Origin of the sequence: Burkholderia sp. SCN-KJ (assembly GCF_024656005.1) — a bacterium.
GTDB lineage: Bacteria > Pseudomonadota > Gammaproteobacteria > Burkholderiales > Burkholderiaceae > Burkholderia.
The window spans coordinates 143,989-158,808 of record NZ_JANKOG010000015.1; the positions used below are offsets into that span (position 1 = coordinate 143,989).

Here is a 14,820-nt window from a genome sequence, read left to right on the forward strand (position 1 = left end):
TCCCCATCGTGAGTTTTGGTTTAACGCGCTGTATGGCAGATATGAACGACATGACCTCGAGTGAATTCGAAGCCCTCCTGACGGCGCAACGCAGCGCCATGAACCGCGACGCTTCGGCGCCGGCGTCCACCGAGACGCCGACGCTGACGAAAGCGGAGCTGGCGGAGCTGCTGTTCGACAGCGTCGGGCTGAACAAGCGTGAAGCGAAGGACATGGTCGAGGCGTTTTTCGAAGTGATCCGCGACGCGCTCGAAAACGGCGAAAGCGTCAAGCTGTCGGGGTTCGGCAACTTCCAGCTGCGCGACAAGCCGCAGCGTCCGGGCCGCAACCCGAAGACGGGCGAGGCGATTCCGATCGCGGCCCGCCGGGTGGTAACCTTCCACGCGAGCCAGAAGCTGAAGGCGCTGGTCGAAAACGGCGCGGAGTAACGCCCGCGCGTCGAAGTCTCCGCGCGGCCGCCGCGCATTCTTTACCGACGGTTAACCGACGATGACCACTACGGTTGAGAAAGTCGTCTTGCCTCCGATTCCCGCGAAGCGCTATTTCACGATCGGTGAAGTCAGCGAACTGTGCGGGGTCAAGCCGCACGTGCTGCGTTATTGGGAACAGGAATTCACGCAGTTGCGGCCGGTGAAGCGGCGTGGCAATCGCCGGTATTATCAGCATCACGAAGTGCTGTTGATCCGGCGGATCCGCGAGTTGCTGTACGAACAGGGGTTCACGATCAACGGCGCGCGCAACCGGCTCGATTCGCCGGGTGGCGAACGCGCTTCCGCCGCACCGGTCGAGCCCGACGCGCCGGCCGCCGATGCGCGGGCACCGGCGAAGTCGGGCGCAACGGTCGACGTGGTCGCGTTGCGGCAGGCGCTCCTCGACGTGATCGACGGACTCAAACACGACTGAGCGCAACGCTCGAATCAACAAAAAACCCGGTCGGCGATGCGCCGCCGGGTTTTTTCATGCACGCGGGTTCGCGCTCGGCGGGTCAGCGTGACGCGAGCGGGTTCGGCTTGCCCATGTCGACGACCAGCGTGCCGTCCGGCAGCATCCGCACCGAACCCTGCGCGACCTGGCTGCGGTAGCCGTACAGGTCGAAACGCATCGGGCCGGTCTCGGCCGAGTTCCGGATCAACGCGCGCACGTTCAGTTCGAGCACGTTGAACATCTTCATGTCGCCGCCTTCCATCCACATGTAGCTCGGCGCGTCGATCTGCGGCCGCTTCGGCGCGGGCGCGTCGGCGGCACGCCGGAACGTGAGGCGCAGCCCGTCGCGTTCGACCGTCGCCTGACCGAGCTTGCCGTTCAATACGGGCGGCGGAAACACGGTGTACTGGTCGAGCACGAGCGTGTCGCCGCGCAACTCCGCGCCGCGGCGCTGCAGCGGCGTCAGCGACGCGAGCTCGATGCCGAGCGAGCGCAGCAGCTTCGCCTGCGGGATGCCGAGCACCGATACCTGCGCCGGCTTGAACGCGAGGTGCCGGTCGTCGAGCACCGACAGCGTGCCCTTCATGTCGGTCGGCAGCCACACGCCGGGCACGTGATTCCAGAGCTTGATGCCGCCCTGGACGCGCAGTTCCTGGCCATCCGCGCTCAACTGCAGGTCGTTCAGCGAGCGCGGCGAGTAGTCGAGCAGGTAGTTGTTGAAGAGCGCCGACATCGCCTTCCACGATTCGACCACCGTTCCGCCGAGAATGCGGATGTCGTACTGGTTCGGATCGTCGAGGTCGACCGGTTCGCCCGGGCGTTTCGCGATCAGCTGCACGTCGAGGTCCTCGACATGGAAGCCGATGTCGCCGGACAGGTTGAAGTCGACGTTGTGCAGGTGGATCGTCGGGTTGCGGTTCGACACGTGCCGTTCGTTGAACGGGGTGGTCGACGAGCGCCGCATCGCGACTTTCTGCATGCCGGGTTGCGGCGCGCTGGCCGCGAGTGCAAACGCTTCCCAGTGCTGGCGCGAGTCGCGCAACGCATTCTGCTGCGCGGCGAGGAAGCTGTCGTTCAGGCGAGCGGCCGCATTGCCGAGCGCGGCGCCGCTCGCGGGGCCCGCGTACGACGGCATCCGGATCGCCATCGCGCCGCTTTCGTCGAAATTGAAATAGCCGGCCGAAACCTGGTCGCGATAGTGGTACAGGTCGAACACGAAGTGCTGGTCGCGCTTCGTCGGATCGACCGGGCCGATCAGGATATCGGCGTTCATCGGCATCGAGCGCATGAATTTCACGTCGCCGCCGCGGATGTACATCGCCTGTTGCGGCGCGTTCGCGGGGAGCGCGAAGCCGGCATGCGAGCCGTCGTCGAGCGTCAGGTCGAGGCCGGCCGGTGTTACGCGCAGCGCGGCGATCCGGATCTTCAGCCGAGGCGGCGGCATCAGCTTGTCGACCGACATCACGAGGTCGTCGCCGGCGAGCCGCGCGATTGGTGTTTCTACCTTCAGCAGATCGGCCATCTTCACGTTGGCCGCGCGCATGACCGGCTGCGCGTTGATGCCCGACACGCGCACGCCGGTCGGGTGGAATACGAGCTGGCTGCCGTCGCGGATCGCGAGCGTGCCGGTCAGCGAGAACGGCACCCAGCCGTCGCGCTGCATCTCGCCCTGCAGATGGATCACGCCGTCGCCGGCCGATACGGCGAGCTTGCGCAGCGGCGCGTTGCGGTAACCGAAGATGTAAGTGTCGAAGAGCGCAGTCAGCTTTGCGTTGTCGAGCGTGACCGCGCCTTCGTGTACGTCGATCTCGAAGCTCGTCGGGTCGTCGAACACGATGGGGGCGCCGGCCTGCGTCGGCACGAGCGTCGCGGACAGTTGATGGATGAAGAAACCGAGGTTGTTGACGATGCGGAAATCGACATCGCGCAGGAACGTCATCGCGCCGTTCTGGCCGGAATCGCGCAGTGTGAACGGGCGCGGTTGCGTGAGGTTGATCGACGCGAGCGACGGCACCGTGCGGGCGAGCTGCTGTTCGCGGGCGAGGCGTTCGGCTTTGGCGCGCTCGATCTTCGTCGATGCGACCGATGCGTTGCCGTCGCGCGGCGCGGCCGGTTCCGCGCAGCCGGTGCAGAGCAGCGCGAGCGCAAGCGCGCCGCAGCCGAGCGCGCGGGCGGTGCCGTGTGAAACCGGCGCGGCCGCGCGTCGCGGGCCGGCCATCCAGTCGAAACTTGCCAAGGGCGTGCGATGGCCGCGCCGGACCGAATTCCGCATCGTCTGTCTCCATGTCTTGTCGTGACCGGCGAGGGCGCGCGATCGATGCGCGGCGCGGTCGTCGATGCCGTGCAGTGTGGCATAGCGCGCTAGAGCGGCGTTACCAAACAGCGGGCGTGCGGGCAACACCGGCCGGCGCACGACAGGGCAAAGGATTCGCAGCGTCGGGGCGGGAATATCAAACGGTCGTTTGGTTTTGCGGTCGAGGCGGGCGGCGCGCATTGCGCCGGATCGGAAAACCCGGCGTAGGCGTGGGTTGACGCCGGGTTTCGTGCCGGATGAAGGCCGTGTCCGGTCCGGGCTCGGCGGCAGCGAGATGACACCCGCGCTGGCGCCAGCGTCGCCTGCATGGTCGGTCAGACCAGCATGCGCTGCCGGATTGCATCCTGCGTCGACGCGTCGAGCTGCAGGCCGTTCTCGATGTATGAGGTCATCGAGCCGTACGACGCGACGACCTGATCGAACGCCGCCTGCAGATAGGCGGCTTGCGCGCCTTGCAGCGCGGCCATCATGTCGGCCGCATCCTGCCCGCCGCGCTTCTGCGCCTGCGCGACATAGGCGGCGATTTCCGACGCGCTGTAGACGTTGGTCAGCAGATAGTCGGCGAGAATCGTCTGCGGGCGGACACCGAGGATCGTGTGCAGGATGGCCGTCGCCCAGCCGGTGCGATCCTTGCCGGCCGTGCAGTGGAAGACCAGATTGCCGCCGGACGAGGCGAAGCCGGCAAACAACGCGTGGTAGCTCGTGCGTGCGGTTTCCGACGTCACGAACGCCCGATACATGCTCATCATGAAGGCCGTGGCCGTCGCGCCGCTGGTCGGCAGCGGGCCGAGATTGGCGGCGCCGAGCACGTTGAGGTTCTGCCAAATGGCGCCAGCCAACGGTACATCCGGCTGCGCTTGGATCTCGGAGGTCGTGCGCAGGTCGCACACCTGCGTGATGCCGAGCGTATCGACCGTTGCGACGTCGGCCGCGGACAACGTGAGCGCGGACGACCGGTAGATCACGCCTTTTTTCATCGCTGCGCCGCTCGGGGTGGCATAGCCCGTTCCGTCCGGTCCTGCGGTATCGCGAAAGTTCGCTACCGAGGCGAGCCTGGGCGTCGTGACGGGGGCGATCGCGATCGAATCGCCGCCGCACGCGGACAGAAGCGACGCGCTTCCCAGCGCGATGCCGAACGTGCCGGCGCCCAGCCGGAGAAAGTGTCGTCGGGAAATTTCGTTTTTCTGATGCATTCACTGACCTTTGTCGGAAACTGTCACGGGAAGTTGCGACCGCCGTTGCGATTGAAGTCGCTGCCGGCCCGGCGCGCCCCGCGGCAACGCGCAGATCTGCGATCTCGATCGGCCTGCAGTCGGACGATGCGCCGGGTGCGTCGATCTCGCGCCGGGTAAGCGCACGGTAGCGATCCGCGGCGAAACGGCCATCGTCCTTTTCGACTAGGACGCGATGCGGGCGCGGTGCAATTCGCGCAACTTGCGATGCGTGCGACGGCTGCGGCGCGGTAAGATCGGCGTCAGTGGCTTGATGATCGAAGCATGGTGGCCGACACGGGGGAGGCGTCATGGATCTGAAGGAACTCGACGTATTGGGAGCGGACGTCGGCGATCACTGGTACTACGCGTCGAAGGCGAGCGCGATTCGCCGGTTCCTGGGCGCGGCGGATGCGAACCGGATACTCGATGTCGGCGCGGGCTCGGGTTTCTTTTCGAAACATTTGCTCGAGCGCACGCAGGCGACGGAAGCGTGGTGTGTCGACACGAGCTACGCCGACGATACCGACGGCGAGGCGGCAGGCAAGCCCGTCCATTTTCGCCGCGCCGTCAATCGGCTCGATGCCGATCTCGTGTTGCTGATGGACGTGCTCGAGCACGTCGACGACGATGTCGGGCTGCTTGCACAATATGTGGCCGGCGTGCCGAAGGGCAGCCGCTTCCTGATCACCGTTCCCGCGTTTCAGTTCCTCTGGAGCGCGCACGACGACTTTCTCGAACACAAGCGCAGGTATACGCTCGACGGCCTCGAAGACGTCGTGCGCCGTGCGGGGCTCGAGGTCGAGCGCGGCGCTTACTACTTCGGCTTCACGTTTCCGCTCGCGGCAGCATTGCGACTGAGCGAGCGAGCGCGTCGCCAGCCACGCGAACCCGCGTCGCAACTGCGTCGGCACCATCCGGTAGTCAATGGTTTGCTCAAGCTGGTCTGCCGCGCCGAGTTGCCGATGTTCCGGTTCAACCGGTTGGCGGGGCTCACGGTGATCTGTGTCGCGCGCAGCGCGTGAGCGTCAGGCGGATCGTGTGGACGGATGACAGACCGGCGGGGCGTCATGTGCGTCGCCGTTCGTGTCGGATCCGTCATGCCACGGTGCGCCACAAAAAATTTTGCAAGAATATGCACAAAATGCATGCGACCCGTTCTAAACCGGCCAACTCTCTGTTATAATTTTTTTCTTTCGGGGCGTAGCGCAGCCTGGTAGCGTACCTGCATGGGGTGCAGGTGGTCGGAGGTTCAAATCCTCTCGCCCCGACCAGATAAGAACCCGCGTCAGTTCAGGCTGACGCGGGTTTTTTCTTGCCCGTCGCTTTTTTGCACATCCCGGCGCGGCCCCGGTAAAATGCAAGGTTGATCCACGGAAAGCGCCGTGATTTAGCGGAAGAGGATTCCCCGAACATGACTGATCTTCGTCTTACCATGCGGTTCGCTGCAGTGCTCGCCACTGGCGCGCTCGTCGCCGGTTGCGGTACGTCGTCGCCCACGAAAGTGGACTACAAGAGCGATTCGAAATCGAAGGAAGCGTCGCTCGCAGTGCCGCCCAACATGCTCGACGAGACGGCCGATCAGCGTTCGCTGCCGCCGCAGGGCGGCGCGACTTCCCTGTCCGCGCTTCAGCAGGTCCAGCACACGGCGCCCGCGACGGATACCGTCGCGCCCGCCGTGGCCGGCATGCATATCCAGCGCGACGGCACCGAGAGCTGGCTCGTGATCGACGGCAAGAAGCCCGCCGACATTTGGCCGCAAGTGCGCCGCTTCTGGCAGGAGCAGGGCTTTCTGCTCGTCGTCGACCAGCGCGACAAGGGCGTGATGGAAACCGACTGGAACGAGACCCATCCGCAGATCAACGACGGCCTGATCCGCAGCGTGATCTCGAAGGCGATGGGCAATTCGTACGTGACGGCCGAGCGCAACAAGTACCGCACGCGCCTCGATTCGGCGCCGAACGGCGGCACCTATGTGTTCGTCAGCCAGAAGGGCATGCGCGAGGCGATCACCGGCGCGAACAACGATTCGAGCAAGTGGGAAGCGAAGCCGAACGATCCGGCGCTCGAGACGGAATACCTGAAGCGGCTGATGGCGGTGCTCGCGCAGAACGAGCAGCGTGCGAAGAACGGCGAGCCGCCGGTCGCGAACATCAACGACAACACGGTGCCGAAGGACAAGAAGGCCGATACCGACGCGTCGAAGGCGGCCGCCGCGGCGATCGCTGCGCAGAACGTCGCGCGTACGTCGTCGCAGGCGAACGACGTCGACACGAGCGCGGTGCCGTCCGAAGTCACGCTCGGCGAGCCGTACGACCGGTCGTGGCTGCACGTTGGCCTCGCACTCGATCGCGCGAACTTCACGGTCGACGATCGCGATCGCACGAAGGGTCTGTATTTCGTGCGCTATGTCGATCCGAAGGATCTGAGTGCGGCCGAGCAGGGCTTCTGGAGCCAACTGTTCCACGGCAAGAAGGAAAAGCAGGCGAAGCAGTATCGCGTCAACGTAAAGGCGCTGACGGCCGACCAGACGCGTGTGGCAGTCGTTGACGATTCGGGGGCGATCGATACGTCGTCGCCGGCCCGGCAGATCATGGGGCTGCTCGTGAATCAGCTGCGCTGATCGCGGTACGATCCCGCTCGTCGAACAAGCCCGCCGCCCGGCGGGCTTTTTTTATGGTCGCGCGCCGTGACGTCGGCGTGTGCGGGACGTTCGGCTGCTCCGCCTTGTGACGTTACGTAACATCCGCGCGTTACGGCAGCGGAACGGGTGTTACATCGTCATGGTTCCGAAAAATATCCTTATGGATCAATGATGTGCTTTCGAAAATGCACCTGGCACGCAAACTGCTTTATTAGTTCGAATCGTTAGGACAGGGAGGGTGGTGCCAGAGACCGGGCAGGCGTCGCGAACGCTCGACCAACGGTTTCGACGTCCCCAGATGCCGGCGCTGCGAGCGCGGGCACAACCGATGATGATCCGCGCCGCGCGCGGGTCTCGATGGCCCCGTCGCCTATCCTCGTAGGGCGACGGTTTCGCCCGCGCTTCGTATGAAGCGCGGGCAATTTTTTTGGTGGGGCCGCAATGCGAGGGCGCCGATCCGGCCGGTGCGGGATTCGGTGATTCGCAATCGATTCGAGTGGGGGTGGCGCGGTTCGCATCCGGCGAGCGCCGGTAGGGCGAGGTCGCGTTGGCCGCGTGTGAACGTTCCGCTCACACGCCGCTCAATCGCGAAACGGACGTGGACCGGATCGATCGGCCCGGGATTCGCGTGCCGTCGCAGCGCGTGCGAGCAGGGCGGTGCGGCCGGACGCGTTGCCGGCCGCCGCGACGCGTCAGTGCGACGCGCTGGGTACGTCGAGGATCAGGATGATCGTCCAGTCGGCATCGCCGTCGTGGTGATACTGGCGTTCGGCGACGATGAACGGTTGCTGCTTGCCTTGCGGACCGAGGAAAAGCACGTCGCCCTCCATCGGCAGGCACTCGATCGGCGGCAGCGCGAGAAAGGCGTCGTCCGAGCCGCGCGGCATCAGTTGCTTGATCTTGCGAGTGGCTGCTTCGGTCCACTCGATGTCGAGTTGAATGTTGCTCATGCTGTCCTCCGCACCGGGGTGCGCACGGGTGGAAAATTTCGGTGCGCGACTTTAGCACAGCGCGCAGGCGCCGCAACCAAAAAAGCCGAACCCGGTTGCCCGGATTCGGCTTTTCGCTTGTGCGGTGCCGCCGAACTTACTGGCTGGCAGCGTCTGCCGGAGCGGCCTTGGCGGCCTTCTTGCCAGCCTTCTTCGCTGCCTTGTGGTGAGCAGCCTTCTTGCCGTGGTGCTCTTCCTGCGCCGCCGGCTGTGCAGCCTCGGCTGCTTGCTGCTGTTGCAGTGCCTGTGCGCGCTGCTCGATCTCGGCGATCTTCGCCGGGTCGGTGATGGTCTGGATTTGCGTGCTCTCTTGCGCATACGCTGCGCCAGTCAGCGCCGACATCGCGACCAGAATAGCCAGGGACGTCTTCTTCATTGCTTTACCTCCGCTAAGTGGTGATGAACCCGAATGTTGCCGTTTTGTCTGGCGACTGCAATCGAGTGCGTGTCGAGTGTAACAAAAGTGACGGATCAATGTGCACCGGATCGAGGCGCAGCGCAAGGCCCCGTTGAAGTCGCGCAACACTTCGCGCATTCCGTCATGCGCGTGCCATCCCGGGGCGGCACCGTCGCGTTCGCCGCCGGTGCAAGCGTTGCCATCAAAACCAGCCGAGCCATCGGTAGACGTGGAACTGCGCGATGCCGATCAGTTCGTGCAATGCCTGATTGGCGTCCTCCAGGTTGTGCCAGCGGGGCAGCCAGCCCGTTTGCGCGCGCCGGCGGTTCGAATAAACGGGTTGCGGATCGATGCCGAAGCGGCGGAAATCGAGCAATGCGCGGCGCATCTGATAGGACGACGTGACGAGAATGCGCGTGTCGTCATGTTGTGAGCGTAGTATAGATGCAGTGAATTTCGCATTTTCGTAGGTGGTACGGCTGCTCGGCTCGAGGACGAGGTCGCTGGAAGCGACACCCGCCGCGACCAGCAGGCGCCCGTAGACGGCCGCCTCGGTTTCGCCGTGACGTTGCGGGTCGCCGCCCGACATCACCACGGTGCAGCGGGCGGCCTGCTGCCGGCACGTGCGGTAGAGCGCCGCGGTCGCGCGGATGCGTGCGTCCCCGTCGGGAGGCGGTCGCAGGCCGGCGTCGCTGCGCCGCGTGCCGGCGCCGATGATGATCAGCGTGGTCCGGCCATGCATGTCGGGGCGCTCGACCGGCGTCACGCCCGCCTCGGTCCACGCGATGAGCGGCGCGGCGAGCCAGCCTGTCGCGAGCAGCCAGAACAGCGCGACGCTCGCGATCGCGATGAGTCGCCGCCGCTTGCGGCAGAGCATGAAACCGATGAAGAGAAGTACAAATGAATCGAACAGAATCAATTTGATTGGGGTATGGTGTCTTTTTATGGACGGCTGACGATCCGGCCCTGACGCGACGCCGAACGTCGGCCCCCAGAACCGGTGGCGGTATCGGCGGGCGGAGCTCCCGCCCGGCGCGCCGCTTCGCATTGTCGCTGCACTTTAAGAAAGAATCGAGATGACCACGTATTCCAACGAAGCGGTGCTCGACGCATTGAGACGAGTGCAGTACCGCCAGGTACCGTGGGCGCGCCGCCCGGGCGTGTTCGAGTATCTCCGGTCGCTGGGGCTGATGGACACGGTCAGGCAGAAGACCGTTGCTCCCGCACCGGGTTTCCATGCGCCGGTCGACATCGCGGTGCTGACCGATAACGGTCGTGCCGAATGCGCGCGCCTCGAGCGTGACGAGAAACTGCTTTCCTGGACCGATCGCCGTATGGACGACTACGCATTGAGCGAAGCGAGCGCCGTGGCGATTCTCGAAAGCCGCCTGTAGCGGCGCACTCCTGTTCTCGCGCGCCGTCCACCGGCGACGCAAAAAAAAGCCCGTATCGCGAGGATACGGGCGTACCGGATACTTTTGCTGTTGCCACGCTGTGCTCATGGCAACGAATGTGACTCGTCGCATGTCGGGCAGTTCCCGAATCCGGTAATTTTCTTTGACGAAATCCTGCGGACTACGGATGACGCGGCAGGTCGGACGGCTGCGAGCCAGTGCGCGCGCGCGCGTTGCTGGCGATGTCGCCGCGCAAATCGCCGCGCGGCACGGTCTGCCGATTGGGCGACGCGACGGGCGGCTGCTGGCGAAGGGTGTTCCGATGATCCTGCTGGTGGCGAGGCGGCTTCGCGCGATCGTCCGCGCGAACGGGGGCGGTCAGCGCCAGCGAAATGACAATGCCGCATGCGACGAGCAGTGACATTGGTTTCATGGCGGGGCTCCCTTCAAGCCACCGGCGCGGCCTGTTGATATTTCGCTAAGGTAAGCGTGGGAGTGCAGGCTTGCTGTAAATAATCGTAAATAGATGTATCGCCGCACGACAGCCGCAATCGACGACGGCGCGAGCGCCGCGCAAAAGCGCGTGGCACTGAAAGAAACCGGGCGGCCGAAGCCGCCCGATCGAGCATGCGTTACGCCATCTTCACGGGGGCGCGCCAGGATTCCGGGTTGGTCCAGAAGGCGCCGCGCAGCCGGTCGCGGCTCGGCGGTGCTGGCGGCTTCGTCGCGCTCGCCCCGATGCGCCCGCGCAGCGAGATCTGGCGGCCGCTCGTGCCGAGTCGCTTGACGATTTCGGCGAGCGTGCCGTCTGCCTGCCATTCGTCGAAGCGACGGCGGCAGGTCGGCGGCGACGGATAGCGGCCCGGCAGCTTCGACCAGCCTTCACCCGTCGACAGTACCCACAGCACGGCGTTTACCACCGAACGGGCCTCCACGCGGGGACGGCCGCGCCGTTCACTGCGTGCGGGTTCCGAGCAAAACAGACCTTCGACCAGCGCCCACTCGTTATCTCTCAAATCGTCGAACAGCATCATGTCCTCACCTCAGCGAAGCTAACTCCGGTGCGCTGCCCTGCGCCGCGCACTCTTCAAGCACTCGAGCGTCGAGTGCCGGGTGGGGGCTTCCGGTTGGCCGGCAGCGGCGTTTCTGCCCTCCGTCCGACTCGACCTGCGCCCTGTGCGTCAGATAAAGCACGATGTGTGCCACGTCTGAGGCGATTCCCTCGAGAGCCGCTTGGCAGCGGGCTGACGGCTAAGTCAGCTAGGGGCGTATAAGACGCCAAAATAACCCGCCAGCAAATCAGGACAATCACCAATCTTGTGCAAGTCGCCCGTGCTACGTGCGTTTGCGTCGATATTGCACCGCAGCGAAACATGTGCTGCCGGTGCCGGATTCGCACATCGACGACGATGGCGCGCATTAAAATCGCGCATCGGTATCGACGATTGATGAGGAGAGGGGATGAACGTTACGCTGCGCCAGCTTCGCGTATTCATCGAGGTTGCGCGGCTCCGGAGCTTCAGTCGCGCCGGCGACGAGATCGGGCTCACGCAGTCCGCGGTCAGCCGTTGCGTGCGCGAACTCGAGACCGAGCTCGGACTGAAGCTGATCGACCGGACGACGCGCGACGTGCAGTTGACCGACGTCGGGACGAACCTGATCGCGAGCGTGTCCCGCCTGATCGCCGATCTCGACGACACGCTGCGCGAGATTCGCGAGATCGGCGAGCAGCGGCGGGGGCGCGTGATCGTCGCCGCGAGTCCGACGATCGCGTGCCGGCTGATGCCGCGCGTCGTCGCGTCGTGCGAGCGCCAGTTCCCGTTCGTCACGCTCGGCCTGCGTGACGACGTGCAGAGCGACGTCCTGCGCAAGGTGAAGTCGAGCGAAGTCGATTTCGGCGTCGTCATCGGGCCGCTCGCCGTTGCCGATCTCGTGTGCGAACCGTTGATGACCGACTCGTTCTGCCTGGTCGCGCGCGCCGATCATCCGCTCGCGGCGCGGGCCGAGGTGCCGTGGACGGCGCTCGACGGCGAGCGTCTCGTGCTGCTCGACCATGCGTCCGGAAGCCGGCCGCTGATCGACGCCGCGCTGGCCGCCCATCGGGTCAATGCGGCGGTCATGCAGGAGCTCGGGCATTCGGCGACGGTATTCGGGCTCGTCGAGGCCGGCGTCGGCGTGAGCGTGCAGCCGTGGCTGTCGCTGCCGCTGCCGGCCGGATCGACGCTGGTCGCGCGGCCGCTGACGCCGCGTACCGAGCGCACCGTCGAGCTGGTGCGCCGCCGCGACCGCTCGCTGTCGCCGGCCGCGCAGGCGATCTGGGAACTCGTGCGCCAGATGCCGGCGCGGGCGGAGGATCTCGACTGAAAGGGTGCGGATCGGGCGCGCACGCCGGTACACTACGCGGATCGTGTTCCTCGGTGGCGGTTCTCGATGACGCATTCCGCAGATGTCGGCCCGGCGACGGGCGAGCCGGCGGCGCGCAGCGCAGTTCAGGCGCTGCGTCCGTCGCTGATCAGGGAAGTGGCGAACGCCGGCTTCGGCGTACCCGACGTGCTGCCGTTCTGGTTCGGCGAGTCCGATCGCGTGACGCCCGCATTCATTCGCGACGCGGCTGCCGCGGCACTGCGCGACGGCGCAACCTTCTACACGCACAACCTCGGCACCGTGCCGCTGCGCAACGCGATTGCGACCTATGTTGGTGCGCGTCACGGTGCGACGGCGGCCGATACGATCGCCGTGACGAGTTCGGGCGTGAGCGCGCTGATGCTGGCCGCGCAGTTGCTGGTCGGCCCGGGCGACCGCGTCGTCGCCGTCACGCCGCTCTGGCCGAACCTCGTCGAGATCCCGAAGATCCTCGGTGCACAGGTCGAGTGCGTGTCGCTCCGCCATGGCGATGCGGGCTGGCGGCTCGACGTCGACCGGCTGCTCGCGGCGCTGACGCCCGGCACGCGAATGCTGTTCGTCAACTCGCCGAGCAATCCGACCGGTTGGGTGATGTCCCGCGACGAGCAGCAGGCCGTGCTCGTGCATTGCCGGCGCCACGGCATCTGGGTGGTCGCCGACGAGGTATACGAACGGCTCGTGTTCGGCGCGGACGGCGCGCCGTCGTTCCTCGATATCGCATCGCGCGACGAGCGGGTCATCGTCGTGAATTCGTTCTCGAAGGCCTGGGCGATGACGGGCTGGCGGCTCGGATGGCTGGTCGCGCCGGCGTCGGTCATGGGCGATCTGTCGAAGCTGGTCGAGTACAACACGTCGTGCGCGCCGGGTTTCATCCAGGCCGCGGGCGAAGTCGCGCTGCGTGACGGCGAGCCGTTCGTGCAGTCGTTCGTCGCGGCGCTGCGCGGTGCGCGTGACCACCTGGTCGCCGCGCTGCGCACGTTGCCGGGCGTCGACGTGCCGCCTCCGCCGGGCGCGATGTACCTGTTCCTGCGGTTGCCGGGCGCGGGCGACAGTCTTGCATTGTGCAAGTCGCTGGTGCGCGAGGCGGGACTCGGGCTGGCGCCCGGCCGCGCGTTCGGCCCGGAGGGGGAGGGGTTCGTGCGCTGGTGCTACGCGTGCGATCCGGTGCGGCTCGAGGCAGGCGTCGAGCGCTTGCGGGCGTTCCTCGCGCGCGGCGCAGGCCTGCGTTGAAGCGGGGACGGAGCGGGTGCGGCGTACGGGCGGCGGGCCGTTCGGCTCATCTTTACGCACCGGGCAATTTTGCGTAAGATGGCGCTCAGTCACGCGGTTCCGTCGTTGAACCGTGCTGTTCCGTCCGGTTTGGGCCTGGCTTGAAGTTGGTTCGCCGCCCCCGGTTCGTGCTCCCATCAATATGACCGATCAGAATCGGGCGAGCGCGTCTTCCGTTCCTTTCGTCTGTTTGTTGATCCGGTTCGTTTGACCACAGGGTCTGGCCTAGCTGCATGAATACCCAAGAGGCGAAGATCGTCCTCGAGACTGCTTTGATCTGTGCGCAGGAACCGCTGAAGCTCGGCGATTTGCGCAAGCTCTTTGCCGACGGCGTGTCGGCTGACACGGTCCGCACGTTGCTCGAAGATCTGAAACAGGATTGGTCCGGCCGCGGTGTCGAACTGGTGGCGCTGGCAACCGGATGGCGCTTCCAGAGCAAGCCGGCGATGCGCCATTACCTGGACCGACTGCATCCCGAGAAGCCGCCGAAATATTCGCGTGCGGTGCTCGAGACGCTCGCGATCATTGCGTATCGGCAACCCGTCACGCGTGGCGACATCGAAGAGATTCGCGGCGTCACGGTCAATACGCAGGTGGTCAAGCAACTCGAGGATCGCGGCTGGATCGAGGTGATCGGGCATCGCGACGTGCCGGGCCGCCCGGCGCTGTACGCGACGACCAAGCAGTTCCTCGACGATCTCGGCCTGAAGGCGCTCGACGACCTGCCGGCGCTCGAGGAGCCGGCGGCGAACATCGAAGCCGCGCTGCTCGCGCAGCAGGCGATGGACTTCGACGGCGATGTGCCGGCGGCGGACGCGGTGCCGGAAGCCGGCGAAGCGGCGGCCGACGAGCCGCACGTTCCGCCGGATGAATTGCCGGGCGACGCCGCAACGGAAGGCGCGCCGACGCAGGAAATGCCGAACCGCGATACGCTGGAAGCGGATCGCGTTCAGAGCGAACAGGGCGGCGCCGAAGCAGCGCCGGCCGGCGGGCAGCCCGAGCCGCTGCACGCGGTGTGGAACGAGGAAGATCGCAAGCCGGCTGCCGACGCGGTTGCCGGAGACGGAGCGGAAGCGGCCGGCGACATGCCGGGCGAGGCTGGCCAGGCCGACGCCTCACGCTCCCGTCCCGCGGACGGCGAGTTGCTGGACGATACGTCCGACAGCCTCGCCGACGCCGTACGCAGTGCCAGCGCGCCCATCGGCGCCGACGCACTGCCGGACGACGAAGCAGAACCCGAACAGCGCCGCGCCTGATCGCGGCCGACTTCTTGCC

General features: G+C 66.0%; 14 protein-coding genes, 1 tRNA gene and 1 pseudogene. 9 read left to right on the forward strand and 7 right to left on the reverse strand.

The annotated features are described in order from the left end of the window. The first annotated feature begins 41 nt into the window (after positions 1–41). Positions 42–428 (forward strand): integration host factor subunit alpha, encoded by a 387-nt coding sequence (locus tag NQV17_RS23930; protein WP_006486093.1) that lies wholly within the window; start codon positions 42–44, stop codon positions 426–428. A gap of 61 nt (positions 429–489) precedes the next feature. Next, positions 490–903, forward strand: coding sequence for a MerR family transcriptional regulator (locus NQV17_RS23935; RefSeq protein WP_257774122.1), 414 nt, complete (start codon positions 490–492; stop codon positions 901–903). An 82-nt stretch (positions 904–985) separates the two neighbouring features. On the opposite strand, the gene NQV17_RS23940 is transcribed toward NQV17_RS23935, so the two are convergent. Both NQV17_RS23940 and NQV17_RS23945 read right to left on the reverse strand, forming a co-directional pair. Continuing rightward, positions 986–3,196, reverse strand: a complete 2,211-nt coding sequence (locus tag NQV17_RS23940; protein ID WP_257774123.1) for a hypothetical protein — start codon at positions 3,194–3,196, stop codon at positions 986–988. A gap of 356 nt (positions 3,197–3,552) precedes the next feature. Beyond that, positions 3,553–4,413, reverse strand: coding sequence for a tyrosine-protein phosphatase (locus NQV17_RS23945; protein ID WP_308236886.1), 861 nt, complete (start codon positions 4,411–4,413; stop codon positions 3,553–3,555). Positions 4,414–4,760: 347 nt separating this feature from the next. Here NQV17_RS23945 and NQV17_RS23950 point away from each other — a divergent pair, with 347 nt between their 5' ends. From NQV17_RS23950 to bamC, 3 genes are all read left to right on the forward strand, one after another. Continuing rightward, positions 4,761–5,474 (forward strand): class I SAM-dependent methyltransferase, encoded by a 714-nt coding sequence (locus NQV17_RS23950; protein ID WP_257774124.1) that lies wholly within the window; start codon positions 4,761–4,763, stop codon positions 5,472–5,474. Between the two features lie 172 nt (positions 5,475–5,646). Beyond that, positions 5,647–5,723 (forward strand) — tRNA-Pro (locus tag NQV17_RS23955). Positions 5,724–5,863: 140 nt separating this feature from the next. After that, a complete protein-coding gene (bamC, locus tag NQV17_RS23960; protein ID WP_257774125.1) occupies positions 5,864–7,072 on the forward strand; it encodes an outer membrane protein assembly factor BamC in 1,209 nt (402 codons plus the stop codon). Positions 7,073–7,785: 713 nt separating this feature from the next. On the opposite strand, the gene NQV17_RS23965 is transcribed toward bamC, so the two are convergent. The 3 genes from NQV17_RS23965 to NQV17_RS23975 all read right to left on the reverse strand — a co-directional run bounded on the left by NQV17_RS23965 (position 7,786) and on the right by NQV17_RS23975 (position 9,398). Then, a complete protein-coding gene (locus tag NQV17_RS23965) occupies positions 7,786–8,043 on the reverse strand; it encodes a hypothetical protein (protein ID WP_006486090.1) in 258 nt (85 codons plus the stop codon). Positions 8,044–8,179: 136 nt separating this feature from the next. After that, positions 8,180–8,458, reverse strand: coding sequence for a hypothetical protein (locus NQV17_RS23970; protein ID WP_059608570.1), 279 nt, complete (start codon positions 8,456–8,458; stop codon positions 8,180–8,182). A gap of 223 nt (positions 8,459–8,681) precedes the next feature. Then, on the reverse strand, positions 8,682–9,398 hold the full coding sequence (locus tag NQV17_RS23975; protein WP_257774162.1) for a YdcF family protein: 717 nt from the start codon (positions 9,396–9,398) through the stop codon (positions 8,682–8,684). Positions 9,399–9,555: 157 nt separating this feature from the next. Between NQV17_RS23975 and NQV17_RS23980 the strand changes: the two genes are divergently transcribed. Then, positions 9,556–9,873: a hypothetical protein gene (locus NQV17_RS23980; protein ID WP_044846039.1), complete on the forward strand. Its 318-nt coding sequence runs from the start codon at positions 9,556–9,558 to the stop codon at positions 9,871–9,873. Between the two features lie 181 nt (positions 9,874–10,054). Here the strand turns inward: NQV17_RS23980 and NQV17_RS23985 are convergent, their stop codons facing one another. Both NQV17_RS23985 and NQV17_RS23990 read right to left on the reverse strand, forming a co-directional pair. After that, positions 10,055–10,306 (reverse strand): hypothetical protein, encoded by a 252-nt coding sequence (locus tag NQV17_RS23985; protein ID WP_257774126.1) that lies wholly within the window; start codon positions 10,304–10,306, stop codon positions 10,055–10,057. Between the two features lie 202 nt (positions 10,307–10,508). Next, positions 10,509–10,904: pseudogene (locus tag NQV17_RS23990) on the reverse strand (transposase); the annotation flags it as partial. 430 nt (positions 10,905–11,334) lie between these two features. Between NQV17_RS23990 and NQV17_RS23995 the strand changes: the two are divergent. From NQV17_RS23995 to scpB, 3 genes are all read left to right on the forward strand, one after another. Further along, a complete protein-coding gene (locus tag NQV17_RS23995; protein WP_257774127.1) occupies positions 11,335–12,237 on the forward strand; it encodes a LysR family transcriptional regulator in 903 nt (300 codons plus the stop codon). Between the two features lie 66 nt (positions 12,238–12,303). Continuing rightward, complete coding sequence (locus NQV17_RS24000; RefSeq protein WP_257774128.1) at positions 12,304–13,506, forward strand: pyridoxal phosphate-dependent aminotransferase; 1,203 nt, start codon at positions 12,304–12,306, stop codon at positions 13,504–13,506. 272 nt (positions 13,507–13,778) lie between these two features. Then, on the forward strand, positions 13,779–14,801 hold the full coding sequence (gene scpB / locus NQV17_RS24005) for an SMC-Scp complex subunit ScpB (protein WP_257774129.1): 1,023 nt from the start codon (positions 13,779–13,781) through the stop codon (positions 14,799–14,801). Positions 14,802–14,820: the final 19 nt, after the last annotated feature.

Coding starts and splice junctions, on each gene's coding strand:
- NQV17_RS23980 (WP_044846039.1), top strand. CDS start 9,556: ATGACCACGTATTCCAACGAAGCGGTGCTCGACGCATTGAGACGAGTG.
- NQV17_RS23935 (WP_257774122.1), top strand. CDS start 490: ATGACCACTACGGTTGAGAAAGTCGTCTTGCCTCCGATTCCCGCGAAG.
- bamC (WP_257774125.1), top strand. CDS start 5,864: ATGACTGATCTTCGTCTTACCATGCGGTTCGCTGCAGTGCTCGCCACT.
- NQV17_RS23940 (WP_257774123.1), bottom strand. CDS start 3,196: ATGCGGAATTCGGTCCGGCGCGGCCATCGCACGCCCTTGGCAAGTTTC.
- NQV17_RS23950 (WP_257774124.1), top strand. CDS start 4,761: ATGGATCTGAAGGAACTCGACGTATTGGGAGCGGACGTCGGCGATCAC.
- NQV17_RS23970 (WP_059608570.1), bottom strand. CDS start 8,458: ATGAAGAAGACGTCCCTGGCTATTCTGGTCGCGATGTCGGCGCTGACT.
- scpB (WP_257774129.1), top strand. CDS start 13,779: ATGAATACCCAAGAGGCGAAGATCGTCCTCGAGACTGCTTTGATCTGT.
- NQV17_RS23985 (WP_257774126.1), bottom strand. CDS start 10,306: ATGAAACCAATGTCACTGCTCGTCGCATGCGGCATTGTCATTTCGCTG.
- NQV17_RS23995 (WP_257774127.1), top strand. CDS start 11,335: ATGAACGTTACGCTGCGCCAGCTTCGCGTATTCATCGAGGTTGCGCGG.
- NQV17_RS23965 (WP_006486090.1), bottom strand. CDS start 8,043: ATGAGCAACATTCAACTCGACATCGAGTGGACCGAAGCAGCCACTCGC.
- NQV17_RS23930 (WP_006486093.1), top strand. CDS start 42: ATGAACGACATGACCTCGAGTGAATTCGAAGCCCTCCTGACGGCGCAA.
- NQV17_RS24000 (WP_257774128.1), top strand. CDS start 12,304: ATGACGCATTCCGCAGATGTCGGCCCGGCGACGGGCGAGCCGGCGGCG.